General features: G+C 59.1%; 19 protein-coding genes. 9 read left to right on the top strand and 10 right to left on the bottom strand.

The window, feature by feature from the left end:
- Positions 1-98: 98 nt before the first annotated feature.
- From SJY13_RS01430 to SJY13_RS01415, 4 genes are all read right to left on the bottom strand, one after another.
- Positions 99-665: a sarcosine oxidase subunit gamma gene (locus SJY13_RS01430; RefSeq protein WP_377186775.1), complete on the bottom strand. Its 567-nt coding sequence runs from the start codon at positions 663-665 to the stop codon at positions 99-101.
- Positions 658-3,672, bottom strand: a complete 3,015-nt coding sequence (locus SJY13_RS01425; RefSeq protein ID WP_377186772.1) for a sarcosine oxidase subunit alpha family protein — start codon at positions 3,670-3,672, stop codon at positions 658-660. Before SJY13_RS01425 ends, SJY13_RS01430 begins: the two co-directional genes overlap by 8 nt.
- 43 nt (positions 3,673-3,715) lie before the next feature.
- Positions 3,716-4,045 carry a sarcosine oxidase subunit delta gene (locus tag SJY13_RS01420; RefSeq protein ID WP_377193527.1) on the bottom strand — a complete coding sequence of 110 codons (330 nt, stop codon included), beginning with the start codon at positions 4,043-4,045 and terminating at the stop codon, positions 3,716-3,718.
- Between the two features lie 76 nt (positions 4,046-4,121).
- Complete coding sequence (locus SJY13_RS01415; protein ID WP_377186769.1) at positions 4,122-5,366, bottom strand: sarcosine oxidase subunit beta family protein; 1,245 nt, start codon at positions 5,364-5,366, stop codon at positions 4,122-4,124.
- A gap of 196 nt (positions 5,367-5,562) precedes the next feature.
- Between SJY13_RS01415 and ccmI the strand changes: the two genes are divergently transcribed.
- From ccmI to SJY13_RS01400, 3 genes are read left to right on the top strand one after another with little or no spacing between them, the layout of a single operon-like run.
- Positions 5,563-6,789: a c-type cytochrome biogenesis protein CcmI gene (gene ccmI / locus SJY13_RS01410; RefSeq protein ID WP_377186766.1), complete on the top strand. Its 1,227-nt coding sequence runs from the start codon at positions 5,563-5,565 to the stop codon at positions 6,787-6,789.
- Positions 6,786-7,250, top strand: coding sequence for a Holliday junction resolvase RuvX (ruvX, locus tag SJY13_RS01405; protein WP_085820934.1), 465 nt, complete (start codon positions 6,786-6,788; stop codon positions 7,248-7,250). Before ccmI ends, ruvX begins: the two co-directional genes overlap by 4 nt.
- Positions 7,251-7,267: 17 nt before the next feature.
- A complete protein-coding gene (locus SJY13_RS01400; RefSeq protein WP_377186763.1) occupies positions 7,268-7,501 on the top strand; it encodes a DUF1289 domain-containing protein in 234 nt (77 codons plus the stop codon).
- Positions 7,502-7,770: 269 nt separating this feature from the next.
- Here the strand turns inward: SJY13_RS01400 and SJY13_RS01395 are convergent, their stop codons facing one another.
- From SJY13_RS01395 to SJY13_RS01375, 5 genes are all read right to left on the bottom strand, one after another.
- Complete coding sequence (locus tag SJY13_RS01395; RefSeq protein ID WP_377186760.1) at positions 7,771-8,499, bottom strand: SpoIIAA family protein; 729 nt, start codon at positions 8,497-8,499, stop codon at positions 7,771-7,773.
- Positions 8,500-8,535: 36 nt separating this feature from the next.
- Positions 8,536-9,318, bottom strand: a complete 783-nt coding sequence (locus SJY13_RS01390) for a hypothetical protein (protein ID WP_377186758.1) — start codon at positions 9,316-9,318, stop codon at positions 8,536-8,538.
- Positions 9,315-10,139: a sulfite exporter TauE/SafE family protein gene (locus tag SJY13_RS01385; protein ID WP_377186755.1), complete on the bottom strand. Its 825-nt coding sequence runs from the start codon at positions 10,137-10,139 to the stop codon at positions 9,315-9,317. The genes SJY13_RS01390 and SJY13_RS01385 overlap by 4 nt, the downstream gene beginning before the upstream one ends.
- Positions 10,140-10,178: 39 nt before the next feature.
- Positions 10,179-11,204, bottom strand: a complete 1,026-nt coding sequence (gene dusA / locus SJY13_RS01380) for a tRNA dihydrouridine(20/20a) synthase DusA (protein ID WP_377186752.1) — start codon at positions 11,202-11,204, stop codon at positions 10,179-10,181.
- 190 nt (positions 11,205-11,394) lie between these two features.
- Entirely contained in the window at positions 11,395-12,015 is a 621-nt protein-coding gene (locus SJY13_RS01375; protein ID WP_377186749.1) for a TetR/AcrR family transcriptional regulator, read from the bottom strand.
- A 139-nt stretch (positions 12,016-12,154) separates the two neighbouring features.
- Here SJY13_RS01375 and SJY13_RS01370 point away from each other — a divergent pair, with 139 nt between their 5' ends.
- From SJY13_RS01370 to SJY13_RS01345, 6 genes are all read left to right on the top strand, one after another.
- Entirely contained in the window at positions 12,155-12,619 is a 465-nt protein-coding gene (locus SJY13_RS01370; protein WP_377186746.1) for a (2Fe-2S)-binding protein, read from the top strand.
- Positions 12,620-12,622: 3 nt separating this feature from the next.
- Entirely contained in the window at positions 12,623-14,809 is a 2,187-nt protein-coding gene (locus SJY13_RS01365; protein WP_377186743.1) for a xanthine dehydrogenase family protein molybdopterin-binding subunit, read from the top strand.
- A 112-nt stretch (positions 14,810-14,921) separates the two neighbouring features.
- Positions 14,922-16,241 (top strand): glutamine synthetase family protein, encoded by a 1,320-nt coding sequence (locus SJY13_RS01360; protein ID WP_377186740.1) that lies wholly within the window; start codon positions 14,922-14,924, stop codon positions 16,239-16,241.
- Positions 16,242-16,300: 59 nt separating this feature from the next.
- Positions 16,301-16,981 carry a type 1 glutamine amidotransferase gene (locus SJY13_RS01355; RefSeq protein ID WP_377186737.1) on the top strand — a complete coding sequence of 227 codons (681 nt, stop codon included), beginning with the start codon at positions 16,301-16,303 and terminating at the stop codon, positions 16,979-16,981.
- Positions 16,981-18,339, top strand: a complete 1,359-nt coding sequence (locus SJY13_RS01350) for a glutamine synthetase family protein (RefSeq protein WP_085820942.1) — start codon at positions 16,981-16,983, stop codon at positions 18,337-18,339. The genes SJY13_RS01355 and SJY13_RS01350 overlap by 1 nt, the downstream gene beginning before the upstream one ends.
- A gap of 8 nt (positions 18,340-18,347) precedes the next feature.
- Entirely contained in the window at positions 18,348-19,652 is a 1,305-nt protein-coding gene (locus SJY13_RS01345; protein WP_377186733.1) for an NAD(P)/FAD-dependent oxidoreductase, read from the top strand.
- A 21-nt stretch (positions 19,653-19,673) separates the two neighbouring features.
- Here SJY13_RS01345 and SJY13_RS01340 read toward each other — a convergent pair whose 3' ends face one another.
- On the bottom strand, positions 19,674-20,636 hold the full coding sequence (locus tag SJY13_RS01340; RefSeq protein WP_377186730.1) for a formylglycine-generating enzyme family protein: 963 nt from the start codon (positions 20,634-20,636) through the stop codon (positions 19,674-19,676).
- Positions 20,637-20,771 lie beyond the last annotated feature (135 nt).

Here is a 20,771-nt window from a genome sequence, read left to right as displayed (position 1 = left end):
GGTCCGGGTTTTTCCTACTGTGGGCAACATGACACACACTGCAAACAGGCCGCCCGGCTATGCGGACGGCCTTCTAGTTGTCGGCAAACAGACTTAGGTCAGTAAACCCCAACCTCACTGCCCGGCTGGGCTGCGATTTTCAGTAGTTTGAACACGTAATCCGCAGCCGAACGGAAACAGACAACGCGCAAGGTTTCCCCATCATCCATCCAGAACGCCCCGGCAACCTGCGCCAGACGCGAGCGGCGGATTTGACCGGGCTGGAATGCCTCTGGCGACAGATCAACCGGCGCCAGTTTGCCCAGAACCTCGCGCGCGCTGGCGCCTGAGATCCGGAACACCGCCCGCGCGTCCGAGACGTTGACCGCCAACGCATGAGTCCCGCTAAGGGCATTGGCCATTGCCGCCAGTCTGGTCTCAACCTCTTGGTAAGGCAGCAGCATCAGCAATTCGTCGGTCGACATCCAGCAAACCCCGGTATCCCCGTTGACCAAAGCCTCACGCTGGCCGGGGACTTTCTGCCCGGTGGCGTCCTTGACCGCCTTGGCCAGAACCTTGTCCGACAAATCTCCGCGCAGGGTGATCATCCCTTGCAGGCCGATCTCTTCAACCTTGGCGATGCCGTCAAAGCTTGCGTGGTTCAGTGCACTGATGGGTTCAGACATTCTGCTTCTCCCCGTCCTTGTCGAAAAAGACCGGGTCCACGATCTTTGCTTTGTAGGATTTGCCGTCGGTGCCCGGGAACTCGACAATCTCACCCATGCGGTCCGGACCGTGCTTGATCAGCCCCATAGCGATGCCCTTGCCCAGATTGGCCGAGTAATAGGTCGAGGTCACGCGCCCGATCATGTTGCGCTGACCGTTGGCGTTGACGCCCTCGCCCACTGCGTAAGCCCCGTCGGGAATGACAGAACCATCCACAGTCTCAAGCCCGACCAGTTTCCAGCGCTCGGGATCGGACATGTAACTGCGCGAATGGGCACGCTTGCCCAGATAGTCCTCTTTCTTTTTCGAAAGCGCCCAGTGCAGCCCCAGATCTTGCGGGATCACGGTGCCGTCGGTCTCATCCCCGATCATGATAAAGCCCTTTTCTGCCCGCAAGATATGCAGACATTCTGTACCGTAGGGCATGACGCGGAATTCTTTTCCGGCCTCCATCAAAGCATCCCAGAACGCCTGGCCCTGAGACGCAGGCACCGCGATCTCATAAGACAGCTCACCTGAGAACGAGATGCGGTAGGCGCGGCAGTCGAAACCGCCGATCTGACCGTCGCGCCATTCCATGAACGGCAGCGCGTCCTTGCTGACATCCATGCCGCCCAGCTTCTCTAACACATTGCGGGCGTTGGGGCCGACCACGGCGACTTGCGCGTATTGCTCGGTCACGTTGGCGACATAGACTTTCCAGTCCCACCATTCCGTCTGCAGCCATTCTTCCATATGGGCATGGATACGTTCCGCTCCACCCGTAGTTGTGTGACACAGCCAGGTATCTTCGTCGATACGGGCAACAACGCCGTCGTCGATCAGAAAGCCGTTTTCCGAACACATCAGGCCATAGCGGCATTTTCCGACCTTCAGCGTGGACATCATGTTGGTGTACATCATGTCCAGGAACTTGCCTGCATCCGGACCCTTCACAATCAATTTGCCCAGCGTTGAGGCGTCTAGAAGTCCGAGGTTTTCACGGGTGTTCTTGACCTCGCGATTGACCGCGTCATGCACCGATTCACCGGGGCGGACATAGGCGTATGTCCGGCGCCAATGACCGACCGGCTCCCAATCGGCACCGTTCCGGTCGTGCCAGTCATGCAACGGGGTTTGACGGATTGGCTGGAACACCTCACCACGCGCCTCACCGCCAATGGATGCCAGCGAGATCGGCGTGTAAGGCGGGCGGAAGGTGGTCGTACCCACTTTGGGAATCTCTGAATCCAACGCATCAGCAAGGATCGCCAAACCATTTATATTACTTAATTTACCCTGGTCGGTTGCCATACCCAGCGTGGTATACCGCTTGGTATGCTCAACACTTTCATAGCCTTCACGTGCAGCCAACTGGACATCGGACACTTTGACGTCGTTCTGGAAGTCCAGCCAGGATTTCATCCGCAACTGAATTTCGGCATTGGCGGGCATAAGCCAGACAGCCGCCATCGGAGCCTCGGCCGTGGTCTCACCCACAGGTACCTTGGTATTTTTTGGCTTGAAGCCCGCAGCCTTTGCCGCAGCCTTGCCGGCTGCTTGCGCGTCGGTCAGCACATCGCCCAGCGCCAGAGGGCCGTTCGAGGCACCAGCCGCCACAACAAACCCTGCGCCGTCCGCGCCCAGCGGCGGGCGCGAGGAATCGGGGCGGAAATGGGCCTGGGTTTCATCCCAGATCAGCTTGCCGCCACAATGGGACCACATATGCACAACCGGAGACCAGCCACCTGACATGGCAACCGCGTCGCACTCAACCTCTTCGCGAGCACCCCCGATGCCTTCCTGATTGCAGATCGCAACCTTCTTGACCCGCTTGCCCCCCTTGACCTTGGCGATGGCCTTGCCGGGATCAACACGGATACCAAGCTGGCGCGCCTCTTCGGCCAGGGGACCAGCCGTGTCGCGCGCGTCAACCACGCGCAAAACATCCACACCCGCCTGTTTCAGGGTGATGGCTGTGCGATAGGCGTCGTCATTGTTGGTGGCTACGATGACCCGATCACCCGGGGTCACGCCCCAATTGACCACATAGTCGCGCATAGCAGAGGCCAGCATCACGCCCGGCACGTCATTGCCCGCAAAAGACAGCGGGCGTTCGATCGCGCCGGTGGCGGTCACGACCTGCTTGGCGCGGATGCGCCACAGGCGATGGCGCGGGCCATGTTTGCCCGGAGTGTGGTCGGTCAGACGCTCATATCCCAGCACATAGCCGTGGTCATAGACCCCCGCCCCCATGCAGCGCAATCGCATCGTAACATTGTCCATTGTTTCGAGTTCGGAAACCAATTGCTCCACGAACTTATCCACAGACCCGCCATTGATCGTGCCGCCATCAACCGGAGCGCGACCGCCCCAATGTGCAGTCTGCTCAACCAACATGACCTTGGCACCGGATTGCGCCGCCGCTTTTGCCGCCTGCAAACCAGCCACACCGCCGCCGATCACCAGAATATCGGTGAAGGCATAGAAGTGTTCATACGTGTCCGCGTCGCGATTGTCCTTGTCGGGCGCTTTTCCCAGACCGGCGGACTGTCGGATGAACGGCTCATAGACGTGTTTCCAGAACGGTTTAGGATGGATGAACGTCTTGTAATAAAAACCGGCCGGCAGGAACCGCGCAAACGCGGTGTTCACAGCACCAATGTCGAATTCCAGGTTTGGCCAGTGGTTCTGAGAAATTGAAGTCAGACCATTGAACAGCTCTGTCGTGGTGGCGCGCTGGTTCGGTTCAAACCGGTTACCCTGCCCCAGCCCGACCAGAGCGTTCGGCTCTTCCGCGCCGCTGGCGACGACTCCGCGAGGGCGGTGATACTTGAACGACCGGCCCATCATCATCTGATCATTGGCCAGAAGGGCCGAGGCAAGCGTGTCACCTTCGTATCCCTGCATCGATGTGCCGTTGAACGAGAAAGTGACCTGTTTCGACCGGTCAATCAGCCGGCCCTGTTTTGCGAGACGGGTGCTCATGGTGCGGACCTTTCGCAGGCAGATTTACATGTGGCGGCGCAGATCATTCGAACTCTCTCCACGTCCAGCCGGGGCGCTTGGCAGAGATCGCCTCGCGGATTTCTTTGGGCGGCTCGGTGACCTGCGCGGAATAGGTTCCGAACACTTCCAGCGATTGGGTGCAGCGGGCCGCGTGAAACCATTTTCCGCAACCATTCACATGGCGCCAGCGTTCGAAATGCACGCCCCGTGGGTTTTCCCGCATGAACAGATAGTCGTGAAAATCACCATCTGACGATCCCGGTCCGAAACGCTTCAGATGCGCCTCGCCACCGGCTGACAGTTCGGTTTCTTCGGCGTCCACGTCACAGTAGGGGCAATTCAGGATCAGCATATGTTCATCCTTTTGGCGGTTGATAGGCACGTCGGCCGCCTTGTGTTCTTAGTTTTCAAAACCTCGTGCAGCACCATCAGTGCGCCACCCCAGCCGCGACGCTTTCGTCGATAAAGCGGCCTTCTTTGAAACGGTCCAGCGAGAAGGCTTCGGTCAGCGGTGAATGGCCCGTGGCCATCAGTTGCGCCATGCCCCAGCCCGAGCCCGGGATGGCCTTGAATCCACCGGTGCCCCATCCGCAGTTGATGAAGCAGCCGCCCAATGGCGTTTTTGACAGGATGGGTGAGCGGTCACCGGTCATGTCCACAATCCCACCCCATTGGCGCAGCATTTTCAGGCGCGAGATCATCGGGAAGGTTTCGACCAGGGCGCGGACTGTTTCCTCAATGTGGTGGAACGAACCGCGTTGGGTGTAGTTGTTGAACCCGTCGGTGCCGCCGCCGATCACCATCTCACCCTTGTCGGATTGCGACATGTAGCCATGCACAGTGTTGGCCATCACAACCACGTCCATGCAAGGTTTGATCGGCTCGGACACCAGCGCCTGCAGCGAGATAGCCTCGAGCGGCAGACGGAAGCCCGCCATCTCGGCCAGCTGACCGGAATGGCCTGCGACCACGACGCCCAGCTTATCACAATCAATCGCGCCTTTGGTGGTATCCACGCCAACAACGCGGCCGTCCTGCGAACGAACGCCGGTCACTTCACACTGTTGGATGATGTCCATGCCCATGGCCGAACAGGCGCGGGCATAGCCCCACGCCACTGCATCGTGGCGTGCCGTGCCGCCGCGTTCCTGCCACAGCGCCCCCAGTACAGGATACCGCGGTCCGTCGATGTTGATGATCGGCACCAATTGCTTGACGCGGTCGGGTCCGATCCATTCGGTCTGAACGCCCTGTAGCGCGTTGGCATGCGCAGTGCGCTGATAGCCGCGAATCTCATGCTGAGTCTGAGCAAGCATCATCACGCCGCGCGGGCTGAACATGACGTTGTAGTTCAGGTCCTGGCTGAGATCCTCGTACAGCCCACGCGCCTTTTCATAGATCGCCGCGGAGGGATCCTGCAGATAGTTCGAACGGATGATGGTGGTGTTCCGACCGGTGTTGCCACCGCCCAACCAGCCCTTTTCAATCACTGCGACATTCTGGATGCCGTAGTTCTTGCCAAGATAATACGCCGTCGCCAGACCATGACCGCCTGCACCGATGATGATGACATCATAGCGTTTCTTTGGCTCGGGCGAACGCCAGGCGCGCTCCCACCCAGTGTGATAGCGCAGCGCCTCACGCGCCACAGCAAAGGCTGAATAGTGTTTCATAGGCGAATCCATCCGGTTCGGTGATTGGGCGAAGATATGCCGCGTAACGACGTCATCCCCCTGCCGTGCAACGCCGTAATATCGCATTATTGCGACATAGCCCCCATTATTGCGACATGACGTCCGCTCGCGGCCATTTGTCCCTTTTTTCCCTGCGCCGAGAGGTCTAAGTCAGGACAGCCATATCGGAGAAGCCATGTCATTCTGGGCCCTGACCATTCTAGTCGCGTTGCTGATCGCGGTTTTCCTCGGCTATACCATGCTGCGCGGTCGCAAAACGCGAGAGCCTGCTGCGGCCTATGACCTGCGCGTGTACCGCGAACAGCTGGCGGGCGTGGACCGGGACTTGGCCCGGGGCGTCATTGGTGAAGCCGACGCGGAACGGGTTCGGACAGAAATCTCGCGCCGTATTCTGGCGGCTGACACGCAAATGCAGTCTCAAACCGAAAAAGCTGGCCCGCCCCGCTGGGTCAGTTTCACCGCAATTGCATGTGTCACGATCATATTGGTGGGCGGCGCAGGCTGGATGTACCGTCAGATGGGCGCCGCAGGGCTGCCAGATCAGCCTTTGTCGTTGCGGAAGGAAATGGCCGAGACCTTGCGCGCGGAACGCCCCAGTCAGGCCGAAGCCGAGGCGGAAGCCCCGGCCGCCCCGTTGCCGCAGCTGGAAGAAAGCTATGCCACGCTGTTGGGTCAGCTGCGTGAAACAGTTGCCGCACGCCCCGATGACCTGCAGGGCCACATCCTGCTGGCACAGCATGAGGCGAATACAGGAAATTACCCTGCGGCCTACAAAGCACAACAACGCGTGATTGAGCTGACCGGCGAGACTGCGCCTGCCGATGCTTACTCGCATCTGGCCGAGATGATGATCTTGTCTGCGAACGGCTATGTCTCACCCGAGGCTGAAGAGGCCCTGAGACAAGTGTTGCGACGCGATCCACGCCACGGACCGGCCCAGTATTACCTTGGGCAGATGATGGTTCAGGTTGGGCGCCCCGACATCGGCTATCGCATCTGGGTCGATGCCCTACGCAACGCACCCGCTGGCGCACCTTGGGCGCAGGCCATCCGCGCGCAACTGGACGATCTGGCCTTTCGCGCCGGTGTCTTCAATGCACCGAGCGCGGCGGCCATGGCACCTGCCGGACCCAGCCAGTCCGATATGGAAGCAGCAGCCGCCCTAACACCGGAAGAGCGCCAGGATATGATACTGGGCATGGTCAACCAACTGTCAGACCGCTTAGCCGCCGAAGGCGGCCCGCCCGAGGATTGGGCCCGTCTGATTTCCGCCTTGGGCGTATTGGGCGAAGGGCAACGCGCCATCGAAATAAAAAAAGAAGCCATGGAAGTGTTCGCGGGCAATGATGCCGCGCTAGAGATGATTGACGCCGCCGCCCTCCAGGCCGGGATCGCGCAATGATCTACGACGCATTCGAAGACTTCGCCGCCGCGCTGCCAACGACGACCGCATTGATGGGGTTGGACCTAGGAGAAAAGACCATCGGCGTGGCCGTCTCGGACCGGATGCGCGGTGTGGCAAGCCCGCTGGAAACCGTACGACGCAAGAAGTTCACCCTGGACGCTGCTCAATTGCTAAAGATCATAGCCGGTCGCGAAATCGGTGGCGTCGTTCTGGGCCTGCCCAAAAACATGGACGGCTCTGAAGGTCCCCGCTGCCAGTCAACCCGCGCCTTTGCTCGCAATTTGTCGCGTCTTACCGAGGTTCCAATCGGCTTCTGGGACGAACGCCTTAGCACGGTCGCGGCAGAAAAGGCGCTTCTCGAGGCGGATACGACACGAAAACGTCGCGGACAGGTTATAGACCATGTCGCTGCAGGCTATATTCTACAAGGGGCGCTGGACAGGTTGCGCTTTCTGTAATGAAACGGGGTAAACCGATGACGAATATGGTTTGGAAACGGAACGAGGTCGAAAGCCCTTGCGTCCAGATCTGTGTCGTTCACCCCACCGAACGCATTTGCACCGGATGCTATCGGTCGTTGGATGAGATTTCGCGCTGGTCCAAGATGGACGCGACAGAACGCGCTGAGATCATGGAAGACCTGCCATCCCGTAAGCCTCGGCTAGCAAAAAGGCGAGGCGGTCGAGCCGCGCGTGTCAAGAATTCGTAAACATCTGCTCTGACAAGGGTTTTGGCTGAACCAGCGCCGCTGTGGGTCGGTCTGAACTCCGAGGGGGGATCAAGTTCGAAGACATGGGTGAGTGAGTGGCGACCCACAGCGGCGCGTTTAAGTTACTTCGTTCTTCTGATGTGGTTGAGCAGAAGAACAGGCTTTTTCTTAATATTTTTTTGACCAGTCAATCAAGAAAAAACTACATCAATTTTTGTGACCCGACGTCAGCGACGGCACACACGGTTTTCACGTCGCTGATCCACCAGCTACCCTGCTGCCAACCACGTTTTTGCGTTCTCAATTTCCTCGGATGGAAAAAACTCAGTCCGGGTGCCCAGAACGTGGCTGGCGACCTTCTGAGCCATGTGTTGCCATGCCTTGTCCCCAACGATTGCCGCACGATCCAACAATCCGATATGCCCACGCGCCAGCCGGAAATGCGCGGCCAGCGCCGTCAGGCCCTGCCAGCCGTCAAATTCACGCAGATCGATCAACAAACGGAACCCGTCCTTGCCCGCCAGCACTGCATCCAGATCAAGGGCTGCCTGCTTGTATTCTTCGGGGTCCAGCTTTCCCATCAGGCTGATTTGAATGCACGGACCACCCAAATCAGTCACATGAATGGCCCCAAGGGATTCGCTCATCCAACGACGCGCAGCCTCCAGATCGGTCAGTTCGAAAACCTGAACGGGGCAAGGCAGGATCGGAGCCGCCAAACGGATACTGGTCTGCACCCAACCCTGATCCGCCGCCACAGCAATTCGGTCGAACCCGCGCCAATGGCTGAGACCCAGTTTCGTATCCGCCCAAGCCGCCCCCAGATCGTATCCTTTGAATTCTGGCTGAACGACGGCCAACAGGCGCACGGTGTCATGTTCGGCCAATGCGGCCTCAATCGCGGGGACCAGAGTTTGGCTGTAATCAGTGCTGGTGACCTCACCGGATAGCTCGACCTCGATCAGGGCACCATCGGAATTTGTGTGGATCGTTATCATTGGGCAAATCCTCCAAACCTTAACAATGGCAGGAAGTTACGGGGATTCGATCCATTCGGCCACTCCCCCCGCGCATTCCGGGCGAAAATAGGCAATCATACGTCCGTCAGGCCCGGCCGTGGCCGTGTCACCCCATGGGGCGACCCCGTGCAAACAGTGTCGGTGCAACAGATAGGCCTCGCCCGGTTTTGCGGGCAACTCGATCCGCTTGCAGCTCTCGAACACCTCGCGGCGCGCGGATTGGTAGATTTCGGTGACGTCAACCTGATGCAGGCTGTCCCGAGGCTGCCCGTCCAGCGCGCGCGCAAAGGCCGCGCGCAGGATCTGGTGGCTGCCCTCCCACAGAACCATGGGTGCGGCTTCGGTGCTGGCATCGGTGAGGGGAATGCCCAGAATCCAGGCGTGCGGCTCGTCCACTCTGCGCCTGCGATCCGGTCCCGTTGGTCGCAACCCGTCCACATGGGCCGCATCCCGGTTTCGCCGATATTGCGCCGCGCTTTCGTTTTCACCCTGCCGCGGGCGGGGATAGCCGGGGTAAATAACCGAGACCTGACCCTGGTGCAGCGGCAACGCTCCGTAGTGCTGGTCAATGAACGCCATGGCCTGCCCGGTCAGAGCGTCAGAATGCCCGACCCTGCCCTGCGGGTCGTTATCCAGCGCGTCCACACCAATGAACCACGTACCCTCGCAATCCAGCCATTGGGCAAAGGCCGGATTCGTGACCGCGGCACGGGCTGCAGGCAGCGCATGTTCAACCCAAACCGCGAGGGTCGGGTCGTAGGGAAATTTGATCCAGCCTTTCTGCCAAAACGCGGTCAAAAGCCCAGCGCCTTGCGCAGCATGTTCAGGGCAACCAGCGTCAGAAACACAGCGAAGACCCGTTTGAGCGGTTTGGGGTCCATGGAATGGGCCAGTTTTACCCCCCAAGGGGCGGTGATCATGGTCATGGCCACGACGATGCAAAATGCAACCAAATTGACCGCTCCGATGGTCAGCGGCGGGCGATGCTCAGGTGCGATATCCAAAAACAGAAAACCCAGAACCGAGGGCACAGCAATGATCACCCCAAAGCCCGCAGCGGTTGCAACGGCCCGGTGAATGGGGGTGTTAAACAGGCTCATCAACGGCACGCCAAAGCTGCCGCCACCGATCCCCATCAGTACGGACAGGAATCCCACAGAGGGTGACAGCGCCGCACGGCGCAAGCCCTTGGGCATGGTATCGCCCAGCCGCCACTCGGATTTTCCCAACCCAAGATAGGCACCGATGACCATGCCCAGCACGCCGAACAGTGCCTGCAATGCTTCGGTCCGCAAGGCCGAGGCGGCCAGAACGCCAATGATCGCCCCGATGGCGATCCCCGGCCCCCAACCGCGCAAGATGTCCCAATCCACCGCGCCTTTTTTGTTATGGGCCAATACCGATCGCAGAGACGTCACGATGATGGTTGCCAGAGAAGTGGCCAGGCACAGCTGCATCAGCTGCGGGCCGCCATACCCAAGCGTCTGAAACGCATAGAAAAACGCAGGGACCAGAACGATACCGCCGCCGACCCCCAAGAGGCCAGCCAGCACGCCGGCCAGCGCGCCGATCACAAGCAAAAGGCCCAGCATCTGGGCCAGCAACAACGTTTCGGGCATCATTCCCCCATATCGGCCTGTGGCCGCTGTTTATTCCGCTCAGACCTCAGCCAGAGGCGCAACACGCTCCAGCGCCTGCAGCATGACCTCGGGCCCCGCCCCGTCATGCACCGCCCCTTCGGACAAAGCCCGCCGCCATGCCCGCGCACCCGGACGACCAGCGAAAAGGCCCAGCATATGACGGGTGATCTGGTGCAAACGTCCCCCTTCGACAAGGTGGCGTTCGACATAGGGCACCATTTTTTGAACCACTTCAATGGGATCAGCCACCTTCCCGGTTCCGAAAATCAACGAATCAGCTTCGGCCAGAATATCGGTGGGCTGGTGGTAGGCCGCCCGACCGATCATGACACCATCAAGCCCCGCATCCAGATGTGCACGCGCCTGGTCCAGCGATGTTATGCCGCCGTTGAGTGAGATATGAAGGTCGGGAAACGCAGCCTTCATCCCGTGAACCAGATCATAGTCCAAAGGCGGGATATCCCTGTTTTCCTTAGGGCTGAGGCCCTGAAGCCACGCCTTGCGCGCATGGATCGTCACGCGATGACACCCCGCCGTACGGATATGATCCAGAAACCCGGGCAAGATTTCTTCCGGGTGCTGTTCGTCAACACCGATCCGGCACTTTACGGTCACCTCAACATCAACCGCCTCGGCCATGGCAGTGACACATTCGGCGACGCGGATGGGATCCTTCATCAGCACCGCCCCAAATGTCCCGGATTGCACCCGATCCGAGGGACATCCACAGTTCAGATTGATCTCATCATAGCCTGCTTCGGCGCCAAATCGCGCGGCGAGAGCAAGCTCTTCCGGGTCCGAGCCGCCCAGTTGAAGTGCCACCGGGTGTTCTTCGGGGCTGTAGCTCAGCAGATGCAGCGCCCCACCCCGCACCAAAGCCGGGGCCGTCACCATTTCGGTGTACAGCAACACCTGACCGCTGAGCAAGCGGTGTACATAGCGACAATGGCGGTCAGTCCAATCCATCATGGGTGCAACCGACAGACAGGCCGCGCGGTGAATTGCCGACGAGCCTTGTTTTTCTGGAATTCTCGAATGTTCCATCTGCCACAGATTCCCGTCCTGGCCGCGTTTTCAACCATTTACGCACACGGTGCCACGACAGGCAGCACCAAAAGCGCCTTTTAGCACCGTTTCAATTCCGAACGCCACCACCTGATGGCGGTCTCAGACATCGCTGAAAAACCAACCTGGGAACGGAGTGGTTGGCGCAACAATCCAAGCTGTTCCGGCGTTACCCAGAAGATGAATGCGTCACGCCGTAGCGGCTTAGGATCAACTCAACGCTGCTGTCTATTGTAGCTGTCATTTCATCTTTGCTCAGAACGCCTCCGGTGAAAACCATCGGCCAAAAGGCTCTGGATTTGATCAGGCCAATGAACTCCTGTCCCGCTCTGTCTGGATCATCGATCTGCAAATGGCCTTCTTCCGAGGCCTCCCTCAGGACGGCGACAAAGATTGGTGTCTTGTCCAATTTGCCCTGGGCCGCAGCCGCCAAAACCGGATTGCGCAAAGTTTCGCTGATCACCATGCGGGACATTGCGATCACTTCGGGCATCATCAGAATTCGACCCTCGGCCCATGCCAGTTCGGTCAGTTGCGCGCGGATATCGCGCCCCGGCGTGTATCGAAAATCGCGCAAACCCGCGAACCGGTTGGACAGTTCGATCACAATCGAACGAAACAGGTTTTCCTTGCTTTCGAAATACTTATATAGCGTGCGTTTGGAAACCTCGGCACGGGCGGACACGCGGTCCATGCTTGCTGCGGCGAATCCCTTTTCCTGGAATTCGGCTACGGCCGCTTCGATGATCTGAGCATGTTTGGAAGCGTTGGGCCCGGTGCAATCCGTCATATTTCAAAGCTATAGACCTATTGACCGATTAAGGTCAAACACTACGTAAACTCCCAGGTTTACAAAGGCAGCACCTTGGCATAATGTAAACTCGCAAGTTTACCGATTCAGGTAGCCAGCCCAACAGGAGAGCCCCACTATGGCCTTAACACTAAAATTGAACGGCGCCACCCACACGGTTGACGCCGAACCTGGCACGCCCCTGCTGTGGGTAATTCGGGATGAGCTTAAACTGACCGGAACAAAATTTGGCTGCGGTGTCGCCTCATGCGGTGCGTGTACCGTGCACCTGAATGGCGAACCGGTACGCTCGTGTCAGACCTATATCGAAGACGTCGAAGACGCCGAGATCACCACAATTGAGGCCGTTGGCGATGACAAGATCGGCGCCGCCGTGCAGCAGGCCTGGGTCGAGCTGGACGTGGTTCAGTGCGGCTATTGCCAATCGGGTCAGGTGATGTCCGCCGTGGGCCTGCTGTCCGAAAACGCCAAACCTTCTGTCGAAGATATTGACACGTACATGGCGGGCAACGCCTGTCGCTGTGCCACCTATCAACGCATCCGCGCCGGTATTCAGCGCGCATCCGATATTCTGGAGGCCTGATCCATGACCATCAACACAACTCGCCGTGGTTTCCTGAAGAGCGCCGCCGCTGCCGGTGCCGTTCTGCTGGTTGGCGCACGTCCCGATGGCGCGCTGGCGGTTGCATCCTCTGAGACCGCTCAGTTCAACCCGTTTGTTAAGATTGACGCCGACGGCACCGTGACAGCCATCGTCAAACACTTTGAAAAAGGTCAGGGCCCTGCAACCGGTCTGCCGACGTTGATCGCCGAGGAGATCGGCCTGCGTATGGATCAGATCGAATACGAATTCGCCCCGTCCGACCCGCAGGTCTATAACAATCTGCTGTTCGGTCCGTTCCAGGGCACCGGCGGGTCAACCGCGATGGCCAACTCGTGGATGCAGTATCGTCAGGCCGGTGCCGCTGCGCGTGAGATGCTGATCAAAGCCGCTGCCCAAAGCTGGGGTGTGGCCGCATCTGACATCACCATCGAAGAGGGCATCGTCAATACGGGTGACAAATCCGCACCAATCGCGGACTTCGTGGCTGCCGCATCTCAACTGGAAGCACCTGTCGAGCCGCGCCTGAAGGACCCTGCGGATTTTCGCCTGATTGGCAACGAGGCAGTGCGCCGCAAGGATTCCGCCATAAAAGGTAACGGTCAGGCGATGTACGCGATGGACGTCCACCTGCCGAACCAGATGATCGCTATGATCAAACGCCCGGAGTCGCGCGGGGGAATCGCTACGGGCTTTGACGACAGCGCGTCGAAAGAGTTCAAAGGCTATATCAACGCGGCTGTCCTGCCCAACCAGGCGGGCGTTGCGGTCTATGCCGAAAACACCTGGGCTGCGATTCAGGCGCGAGATGCGCTTGAGGTCAAATGGGACATGTCCGGCGCGGAAACCCGCGATTCAGACCAGATCAAAGCCGAAATCATGGACGCGTTGGAGGCTGAAGCGACCTATAATGTGAACAAGGCAGACGTGGCAGCAGTGTCGGCAGCGATTGAAGGGGCGGATCAGGTTGTTGAAAAGACCTTTTACTTCCCGCTGCTGGCGCATGCACCGATGGAGCCTCTGAACTGCACCATCGAACAGACTGCCGAGGGCAATATCGTCCTGCATGACGGCAGCCAGATGCCGACAGGCCCGCATATGGCCTATCAGCAGATTTTCCAACTGCCACCCGAGAAGATCCAGATCAACACGATGCTGGCTGGTGGATCGTTTGGGCGTCGCGCAACGCCGGATGCCGATTATCAGGTCGAGGCAGCGCTGGCCTTTGCGGTTACTGACCGTTCGCGCCCTGTAAAACTGGTCTGGACCCGCGAAGATGACATCCGCAGCGGCTATTACCGCCCTGCGTTCGGTCACAAAGTCCGCGTTGGCCTGAATGCCGAGGGCGAGATCGTCGGTTGGCAGCATCAGGTGGCAGGTCAATCGATCATGAAGGGTACGCCGTTCGAAGCTGTCGTTGTACATGACGGTGTCGATCACAGCTCGGTCGAGGGGATTGCAGACAGCCCTTATGAAATTCCGGGCATGGCACTTGGTCTGACCGACACACCCAAAGCCACATCTGTCCTGTGGTGGCGCTCGGTTGGGCACACGCACACGGCTTACACCATGGAAACCATGATGGATCTGGTTGCCCAGGCCGCTGGCCGCGACCCGGTCGAGTTCCGTCTGGCGCATCTGTCTGACGCCAGCGAACCAGATCAGAAGCGGAAGGCCGCGGTTCTGAAATTGGCCACAGAAAAAGCGGGCTGGGGGACCGCACCCGAGGGTCGGTCGCAAGGGATCGCGGTGCACAAGTCCTTTGGTTCTTATGTTGCAGAAGTTGTAGAGATTTCGGGCGATCCGGAAAGCGGCATCAAGATCGAAAAGGTCACCTGCGCCGTCGATTGTGGTATCGCTGTAAATCCGGACGTTGTGAAAGCCCAGATGGAAGGCGGCATCGGCTATGGGATTGGTCATGTGATGCGCGACCAGATCACCCTGACCAGCGGCGCCGTGGATCAATACAACTTTCCGGATTATGAGCCTTTGCGGATCGGCGATATTGCTGCGATCGACGTGCATATCGTACCCTCGGCCGAAGCACCGACCGGCGTGGGTGAGCCCGGCACACCGCCATCCGCGCCAGCGCTGGCAAATGCCATTACCGCGATGTCGGGACTGCACATGGCAGAGTTGCCGATGGCAGAAAACGGCGTAAGCTTTGTCTAACGCCCCTCCCTCGCGCCGTTGAAAAAGACGGCGCGGGGGAATTTGATCAAATTTAGTGACAAGGCGCGCTGCGTCGACTACACCTCGGGAAACCAGAGTTATGGAGACCCCGATGGACCTGAGCGCCCTGCACAGTTTTCGTGTCGCTGCGTGCGACCTGAACGGTCAGCTGCGCGGCAAACGCGTGCCGCCCTCTTATGCCTCTAGACTGGACACTGGCGCTGTACGGATGCCGTTTTCGGCGCTGAACGTGGACCTTTGGGGTGCAGATATCGACGGCAGCCCCCTGGTGTTCGAATCCGGTGATGCGGACGGCGTCCTGCGGCCAACCGAACGCGGCCCCGTCCCCGTTCCGTGGCTTGAGACGGATACGGCTCTGGTCCCCATGTCCCTATATGACGACCACGGCACACCGTTTGCCGGTGACCCTCGCCACGCGCTGGCTGCGGTATTAAAGCGATATGCCCAGCGCGGCTGGTCCGTCATTGCGGCCACAGAGCTGGAGTTCACTCTGCTTGATGCCTCGGGCCCGCACCCACAACCGCCTATCAACCCGGTCACTGGACGACGCCTGATGGATGAGGCAGTCCTCTCTATGGCCGAGATGGACGCCTTCGACGCCTTTTTTACAGACCTTTATGACGGCTGCGCGGCGATGGGCATTCCGGCCCAGACCGCAATTTCCGAAAGCGGTATTGGTCAGTTCGAAATCAACCTGAACCATCAGGACGCCATGCGCTGTGCCGATGACACGTGGCTTTTCAAGGTGTTGACCCGCGGCCTTGCTCGAAAACACGGATTTTCCGCCACTTTCATGGCAAAACCCTATGCAGACGATGCAGGCAATGGGATGCACGTTCATTTCTCGGTCGTGGACCAACATGGGCGGAATGTGTTTGACGACGGTGGCCCCGAAGGCACCGATCTGCTGCGCTGGGCCGTGGCAGGCTGCCTTGCGGCAATGCCCGGCAGCACACTGGTTTTTGCCCCGCATGGAAACTCGTACACCCGACTTGTTCCTGGTGCACATGCCCCGACAGGGGCAAGCTGGGCTTATGAAAACCGCACAGCCGCCCTGCGCATTCCGGGCGGCGCTCCGGCCGCGCGGCGGATCGAGCACCGCGTCGCAGGCGGCGACATCAACCCCTACTTGATGCTAACCGCCGTACTGGGCGCGGCACTGAACGGGATTGAGGATGAAACTGAGCCCCCTAACCCAATCACCGGGAACGCTTATGAGTTGGAAGGGTTGCCGCAGTTGAAACAGGATTGGCCCTCGGCCATCGCCGCGTTCGAATCCGACCCTCAGGTCGCACGCATTTTCCCTGCCGACCTGATCCGCTTTTTCGCCATGACCAAGCGGCAGGAAATCAGGCGCTTTGCAGCGCGTCCCCCCGAAGAACACTGGCTCAGCTATCTCGAAGCTGTTTGAGCCCCCTTGCCCGGCCACTTTGACTGGGTTAGAATAAATTTGATCAAATTTGGTGACCTATGAAAATCGGCATCCTTCTGACCGGCCACCCGCCTGACGAATTGCAAGACCAGTTCGGCGAATATGACGGTATGTTTCGCACCCTTCTGGATGGCAACGGGTTCGACTATGTGACCTTCTCGGTCGTTGACAATCAATTCCCGCAAGATGTGGATCAGGCGGATGGCTGGATCATCACCGGCTCGCGCCACGGCGCGTATGAGGACCACCCATGGATCCCAGTGCTGGAGGATCTGATCCGGGACATTCAAGCCAGTCGTAAACCTATGATTGGTGTGTGTTTCGGCCACCAGATCATAGCGCAAGCGCTTGGCGGAAAAGTTGAAAAGTTCGACGGCGGCTGGGCCATTGGGCGGACAGACTACAGCTATGGCGGACGGACCGTGACGTTAAACGCATGGCATCAGGATCAAGTTGTCGCGCTACCCGACGAGGCGCAGGTGCTGGGGGCAAACGCGTTTTGCCGCAACGCCATGGTGGCGTATGGAGACAGCATCTGGACCGTTCAAGCCCACCCGGAATATTGCGACGCCTTCATCCAGGGCCTTATGGATACGCGTGGCAAAGGCGTGGTGCCCGATACCCTGATGGACGCAGCCGCTGATCGACTGCCGACCCGGGACGACAACCCGAATATCGCACGGCAGATGGCAGAGTTTCTGAAGAAAGAGAGGGCCTGATGGCCGACTGGAAAGACCAGCTGCCCGAGGCAGCACGAACCTATATCGACGGCCAGCGACTGGACGAGGTTGAATGCATCATCTCAGACCTGCCGGGTATCGCCCGCGGCAAGGCTGTGCCCGCTTCCAAATTTGCGCGGCAAGACTATTTTCATCTACCCGACAGCATCTTCTACCAGACCATCACCGGTGATTGGGGCGAGGCCGCAGGCGATGACGGGTTCATAGAACGCGACATGATTCTGAAGCCAGATTTCTCAACCGCGTCTGCGGCACCCTGGACAGGCGACTGGACCTTGCAGGTGATCCACGACGCTTATGATCGGGACGGAGAGCCGATCCCCTTCAGCCCCCGCAACGTGCTGAAACGTGTAGTGCAACTGTATCACGACAAGGGTTGGAAACCGATCGTCGCGCCCGAGATGGAGTTCTTTCTGGTCGCCCCCAATGTCGACCCGGCGCAAAGCATCAAACCGATGATGGGCCGTTCTGGTCGCCCGGCGGCCGCACGGCAGGCCTATTCCATGACCGCCGTAGACGAGTTTGGCCCGGTCATCGACGACATCTATGATTTCGCAGAACATCAGGGGTTCGAGATCGACGGCATCACGCAAGAAGGCGGTGCTGGTCAGCTGGAAATCAACCTGCGCCACGGCGATCCCGTCAAGCTGGCCGATGAGGTGTTCTATTTCAAACGGCTGATCCGCGAAGCCGCCCTGCGCCACAATTGCTTTGCCACCTTCATGGCAAAACCGATCGAGGATGAGCCGGGCTCGGCCATGCATATCCACCATTCGATCATCGAAACAGAAACCGGTCAGAATATTTTTTCCGGCCCTCAAGGCGGAGAGACGGACGCCTTCTATAACTTTATCGCCGGTCTCCAGAATCACCTGCCCGCCGGTCTGGCGGTGATGGCGCCTTATGTGAATTCCTACCGTCGCTACGTGAAAGACCACGCCGCGCCGATCAATCTGGAATGGGCACGTGACAACCGCACCACGGGCATTCGTGTTCCTTTGTCAGGCCCCGAAGCGCGCCGGGTCGAAAACCGCATCGCGGGCATGGACTGCAACCCTTATTTAGGCATCGCCTTGTCGCTGGCCTGCGGCTACCTTGGCCTGACCCAGCAGGAACGCCCCCGCCGTCAGTTTTATGGCGACGCTTACGAGGGCGAAGGCGATATCCCGCAGGTGATGGGCAACGCGCTGGACCTGTTCGACGAGGCCACCGCCCTGCACAAAGTTCTGGGCCCCGATTTCGCCCGTGTCTACGGCATCGTCAAACGCGCCGAGTATGAGGAATTCCTTCAGGTCATCTCTCCGTGGGAGCGTGAACACCTGCTGATGAACGTCTGAGGCGCGCGATGAACCTGCTTTATTCCAACGACCGCAGGGCCGAGTATCCGGCCAGCTGGTACGCTGCGACGGCCAATGCGACAGAACGTTATCCGGCCCTGACAGAAGACGTCACAGCCGATGTCTGCATCGTCGGCGGTGGCTATACCGGCCTGTCCGCGGCATTGCATCTGGCCGAGGCCGGGTTTGACGTGGTGCTGCTTGAGGCGCACCGGGTCGGCTTTGGCGCATCGGGTCGCAATGGCGGCCAATTGGGCAGTGCCCAACGGATGGATCAGGAAGACCTTGAGCGGCTGGTCGGCGGCGATGATGCCGCCAAGTTGTGGGATCTGGCCGAGGACGCCAAGGATCTGGTCAAATTGCTTATCGCCAAGCATCAGATCGACTGCGACCTGAAGCCCGGCGTTGCGGTTCTGGGCCTCAGTACCGGCGACCAACGGGACCTGCACGACCACGCAGCGCATTTGTCGACGCGGTACGGGTACGACCAGATCGAGCTACTGGACGAAAGTGCCGCGCATGGTCTCTGCCCGTCGCCCACATATCGCGGCGGTTATCTAGACATGGGCGCGGCGCACCTGCATCCGTTGAACTTTGCTCTGGGTCTGGCGCAGGCCGCCGCAAAAGCCGGCGTGCGCATCTATGAAAGCACTGAGGTCACAGGCGTGCAGGAAACCGATCCGGCCATCGTGGCAACACCGCAGGGCAAGGTGACGGCGAACCACGTTGTTTTGGCCTGCAACGGATATCTGGGTGATCTGAACGGCAAAGTGGCCTCAAGGGTCATGCCGATCAACAATTTCATCGCCGCGACTGAGCCTTTGGGCACGGATGCCGCCCGCGTCCTGACCCGAGACGTCGCGGTTGCGGATACCAAATTCGTCGTGAACTATTTCCGCCTCAGCGCCGATAACCGCCTGCTTTTTGGCGGCGGGGAAAGCTATGGCTACCGCTTTCCGGCTGACATTGCGACCACTGTACGCAAACCGATGGCCGAGATTTTCCCGCATCTGCAGGACGTTAAGATCGACTACGCCTGGGGCGGAACGCTGGCCATCACCATGCGGCGGATGCCCTATCTGGCGCGGGTTGCGCCCAATATCCTGTCAGCCTCGGGCTATTCCGGTCACGGTGTGGGCACCGCCACCCATGCCGGGCAATTGATGGCACTGGCCATTCAGGGCCAGGCCGAAGGGTTCGACACCATGGCCCGCGTCCCCGCCCTGCCCTTTCCCGGCGGCCCTGCCCTGCGCAGCCCGCTGCTGGTGCTGGCGATGACTTGGTTTGCGCTGAGGGATCGGCTTGGGTTCTAATTTCAAGCTTTTCAGCGGCGTTTACTTCAACTCCCTCAAAACACGGAACCCCGACACGCGTGACCGGATGTCCTCCAAACCGCTGCCGCGTCCAGCTACACGTGAGCGGTCCATCGCTGATGGATAAGCGCCGCCTCGTGTAACGCGTCTTTCACAATTGGGTTCTCGTGCTTTTTTCAGGTAAATGCTGGATGTCTCCCAGCCTTCATACCGATCCGTCCAGCAGGACATCGTTCTTTCTGCAACATTTCCCGACATATGGCGCAGCCCCCAGGTATTTGCAGCATCAAGAGCGTCCACCGGTACAGGTGTGCCACGTGAGACAAGATCAGGGCGGTCTTCACACAACATGATCTCTGTTCCTCTGCCCAAAAAATTTACCTGATCCGTGGTGACTTCTTCGCCTTGTGCAAACGGTGTCTGCGTCCCGGCGCGCGCGGCGTATTCCCATTCCGCCTCGGTTGGCAGTCGATAGACCTGAGCGCCAACTTTGCTGTTGAGCCAATCGGTATAGGAAACCGCATCCAGATAAGACACAGTGATGACCGGGTGCTTGCCGATGATTTTCGCGCGCTGCGATTTGGGCAGCCGGATGAAATCCTGCGGCTTATGCCCTCCGCATCCGCCATCGTTGACGCACGTCATCCACTGATCGTAAGTGATTTCGTTTCTGCCCATGGCAACGGGCATATCTATCGTGACCTTGTGAACCGGCCCTTCCTGAAAGGCTATATACGGATTTTCCGGGGTGACACGTATCCAGTTTCCAGCCTCATCAAACTTTACGTTTTGCTTTGATTCTCCCGGCGGCCCGCCCATCATGAAATCCCCCAAAGGCAAGGCAATCATCTCAGGGCAAACGTCACATTCCTGAAACATCTCAAGCGGTTCGATTTCAGTGCTGTCTGACAGAACATAATCGGCATGCGCTGCCGATGCGATGGTTGAAAGCACCGAAAGGATGGCCAAACGTCCGATTGTCACAGCAGTATTCCACCCATCAAACAAGAGATCCGTAAAAGTTGGGCCATTGCCGCCTTACTTTCCTCAAAGGTGCAAGATCAAAACAACTCTTGGGGCGTGCGAGAAGCCCAACCGTTGCCATCGTGTTTACGACAG

The sequence above is a fragment of the Ruegeria meonggei genome, from assembly GCF_042768335.1.
In the GTDB taxonomy this organism is placed as follows: Bacteria; Pseudomonadota; Alphaproteobacteria; order Rhodobacterales; family Rhodobacteraceae; genus Ruegeria; species Ruegeria meonggei.
This window is presented reverse-complemented; position numbering and strand designations above follow the sequence as displayed.

What these genes read in the sequence shown, in the direction of transcription:
- SJY13_RS01430 (WP_377186775.1), bottom strand. Translation starts at nt 665, where the DNA reads ATGTCTGAACCCATCAGTGCACTGAACCACGCAAGCTTTGACGGCATC.
- SJY13_RS01425 (WP_377186772.1), bottom strand. Translation starts at nt 3,672, where the DNA reads ATGAGCACCCGTCTCGCAAAACAGGGCCGGCTGATTGACCGGTCGAAA.
- SJY13_RS01420 (WP_377193527.1), bottom strand. Translation starts at nt 4,045, where the DNA reads ATGCTGATCCTGAATTGCCCCTACTGTGACGTGGACGCCGAAGAAACC.
- SJY13_RS01415 (WP_377186769.1), bottom strand. Translation starts at nt 5,366, where the DNA reads ATGAAACACTATTCAGCCTTTGCTGTGGCGCGTGAGGCGCTGCGCTAT.
- ccmI (WP_377186766.1), top strand. Translation starts at nt 5,563, where the DNA reads ATGTCATTCTGGGCCCTGACCATTCTAGTCGCGTTGCTGATCGCGGTT.
- ruvX (WP_085820934.1), top strand. Translation starts at nt 6,786, where the DNA reads ATGATCTACGACGCATTCGAAGACTTCGCCGCCGCGCTGCCAACGACG.
- SJY13_RS01400 (WP_377186763.1), top strand. Translation starts at nt 7,268, where the DNA reads ATGACGAATATGGTTTGGAAACGGAACGAGGTCGAAAGCCCTTGCGTC.
- SJY13_RS01395 (WP_377186760.1), bottom strand. Translation starts at nt 8,499, where the DNA reads ATGATAACGATCCACACAAATTCCGATGGTGCCCTGATCGAGGTCGAG.
- SJY13_RS01385 (WP_377186755.1), bottom strand. Translation starts at nt 10,139, where the DNA reads ATGCCCGAAACGTTGTTGCTGGCCCAGATGCTGGGCCTTTTGCTTGTG.
- dusA (WP_377186752.1), bottom strand. Translation starts at nt 11,204, where the DNA reads ATGGAACATTCGAGAATTCCAGAAAAACAAGGCTCGTCGGCAATTCAC.
- SJY13_RS01375 (WP_377186749.1), bottom strand. Translation starts at nt 12,015, where the DNA reads ATGACGGATTGCACCGGGCCCAACGCTTCCAAACATGCTCAGATCATC.
- SJY13_RS01370 (WP_377186746.1), top strand. Translation starts at nt 12,155, where the DNA reads ATGGCCTTAACACTAAAATTGAACGGCGCCACCCACACGGTTGACGCC.
- SJY13_RS01365 (WP_377186743.1), top strand. Translation starts at nt 12,623, where the DNA reads ATGACCATCAACACAACTCGCCGTGGTTTCCTGAAGAGCGCCGCCGCT.
- SJY13_RS01360 (WP_377186740.1), top strand. Translation starts at nt 14,922, where the DNA reads ATGGACCTGAGCGCCCTGCACAGTTTTCGTGTCGCTGCGTGCGACCTG.
- SJY13_RS01355 (WP_377186737.1), top strand. Translation starts at nt 16,301, where the DNA reads ATGAAAATCGGCATCCTTCTGACCGGCCACCCGCCTGACGAATTGCAA.
- SJY13_RS01350 (WP_085820942.1), top strand. Translation starts at nt 16,981, where the DNA reads ATGGCCGACTGGAAAGACCAGCTGCCCGAGGCAGCACGAACCTATATC.
- SJY13_RS01345 (WP_377186733.1), top strand. Translation starts at nt 18,348, where the DNA reads ATGAACCTGCTTTATTCCAACGACCGCAGGGCCGAGTATCCGGCCAGC.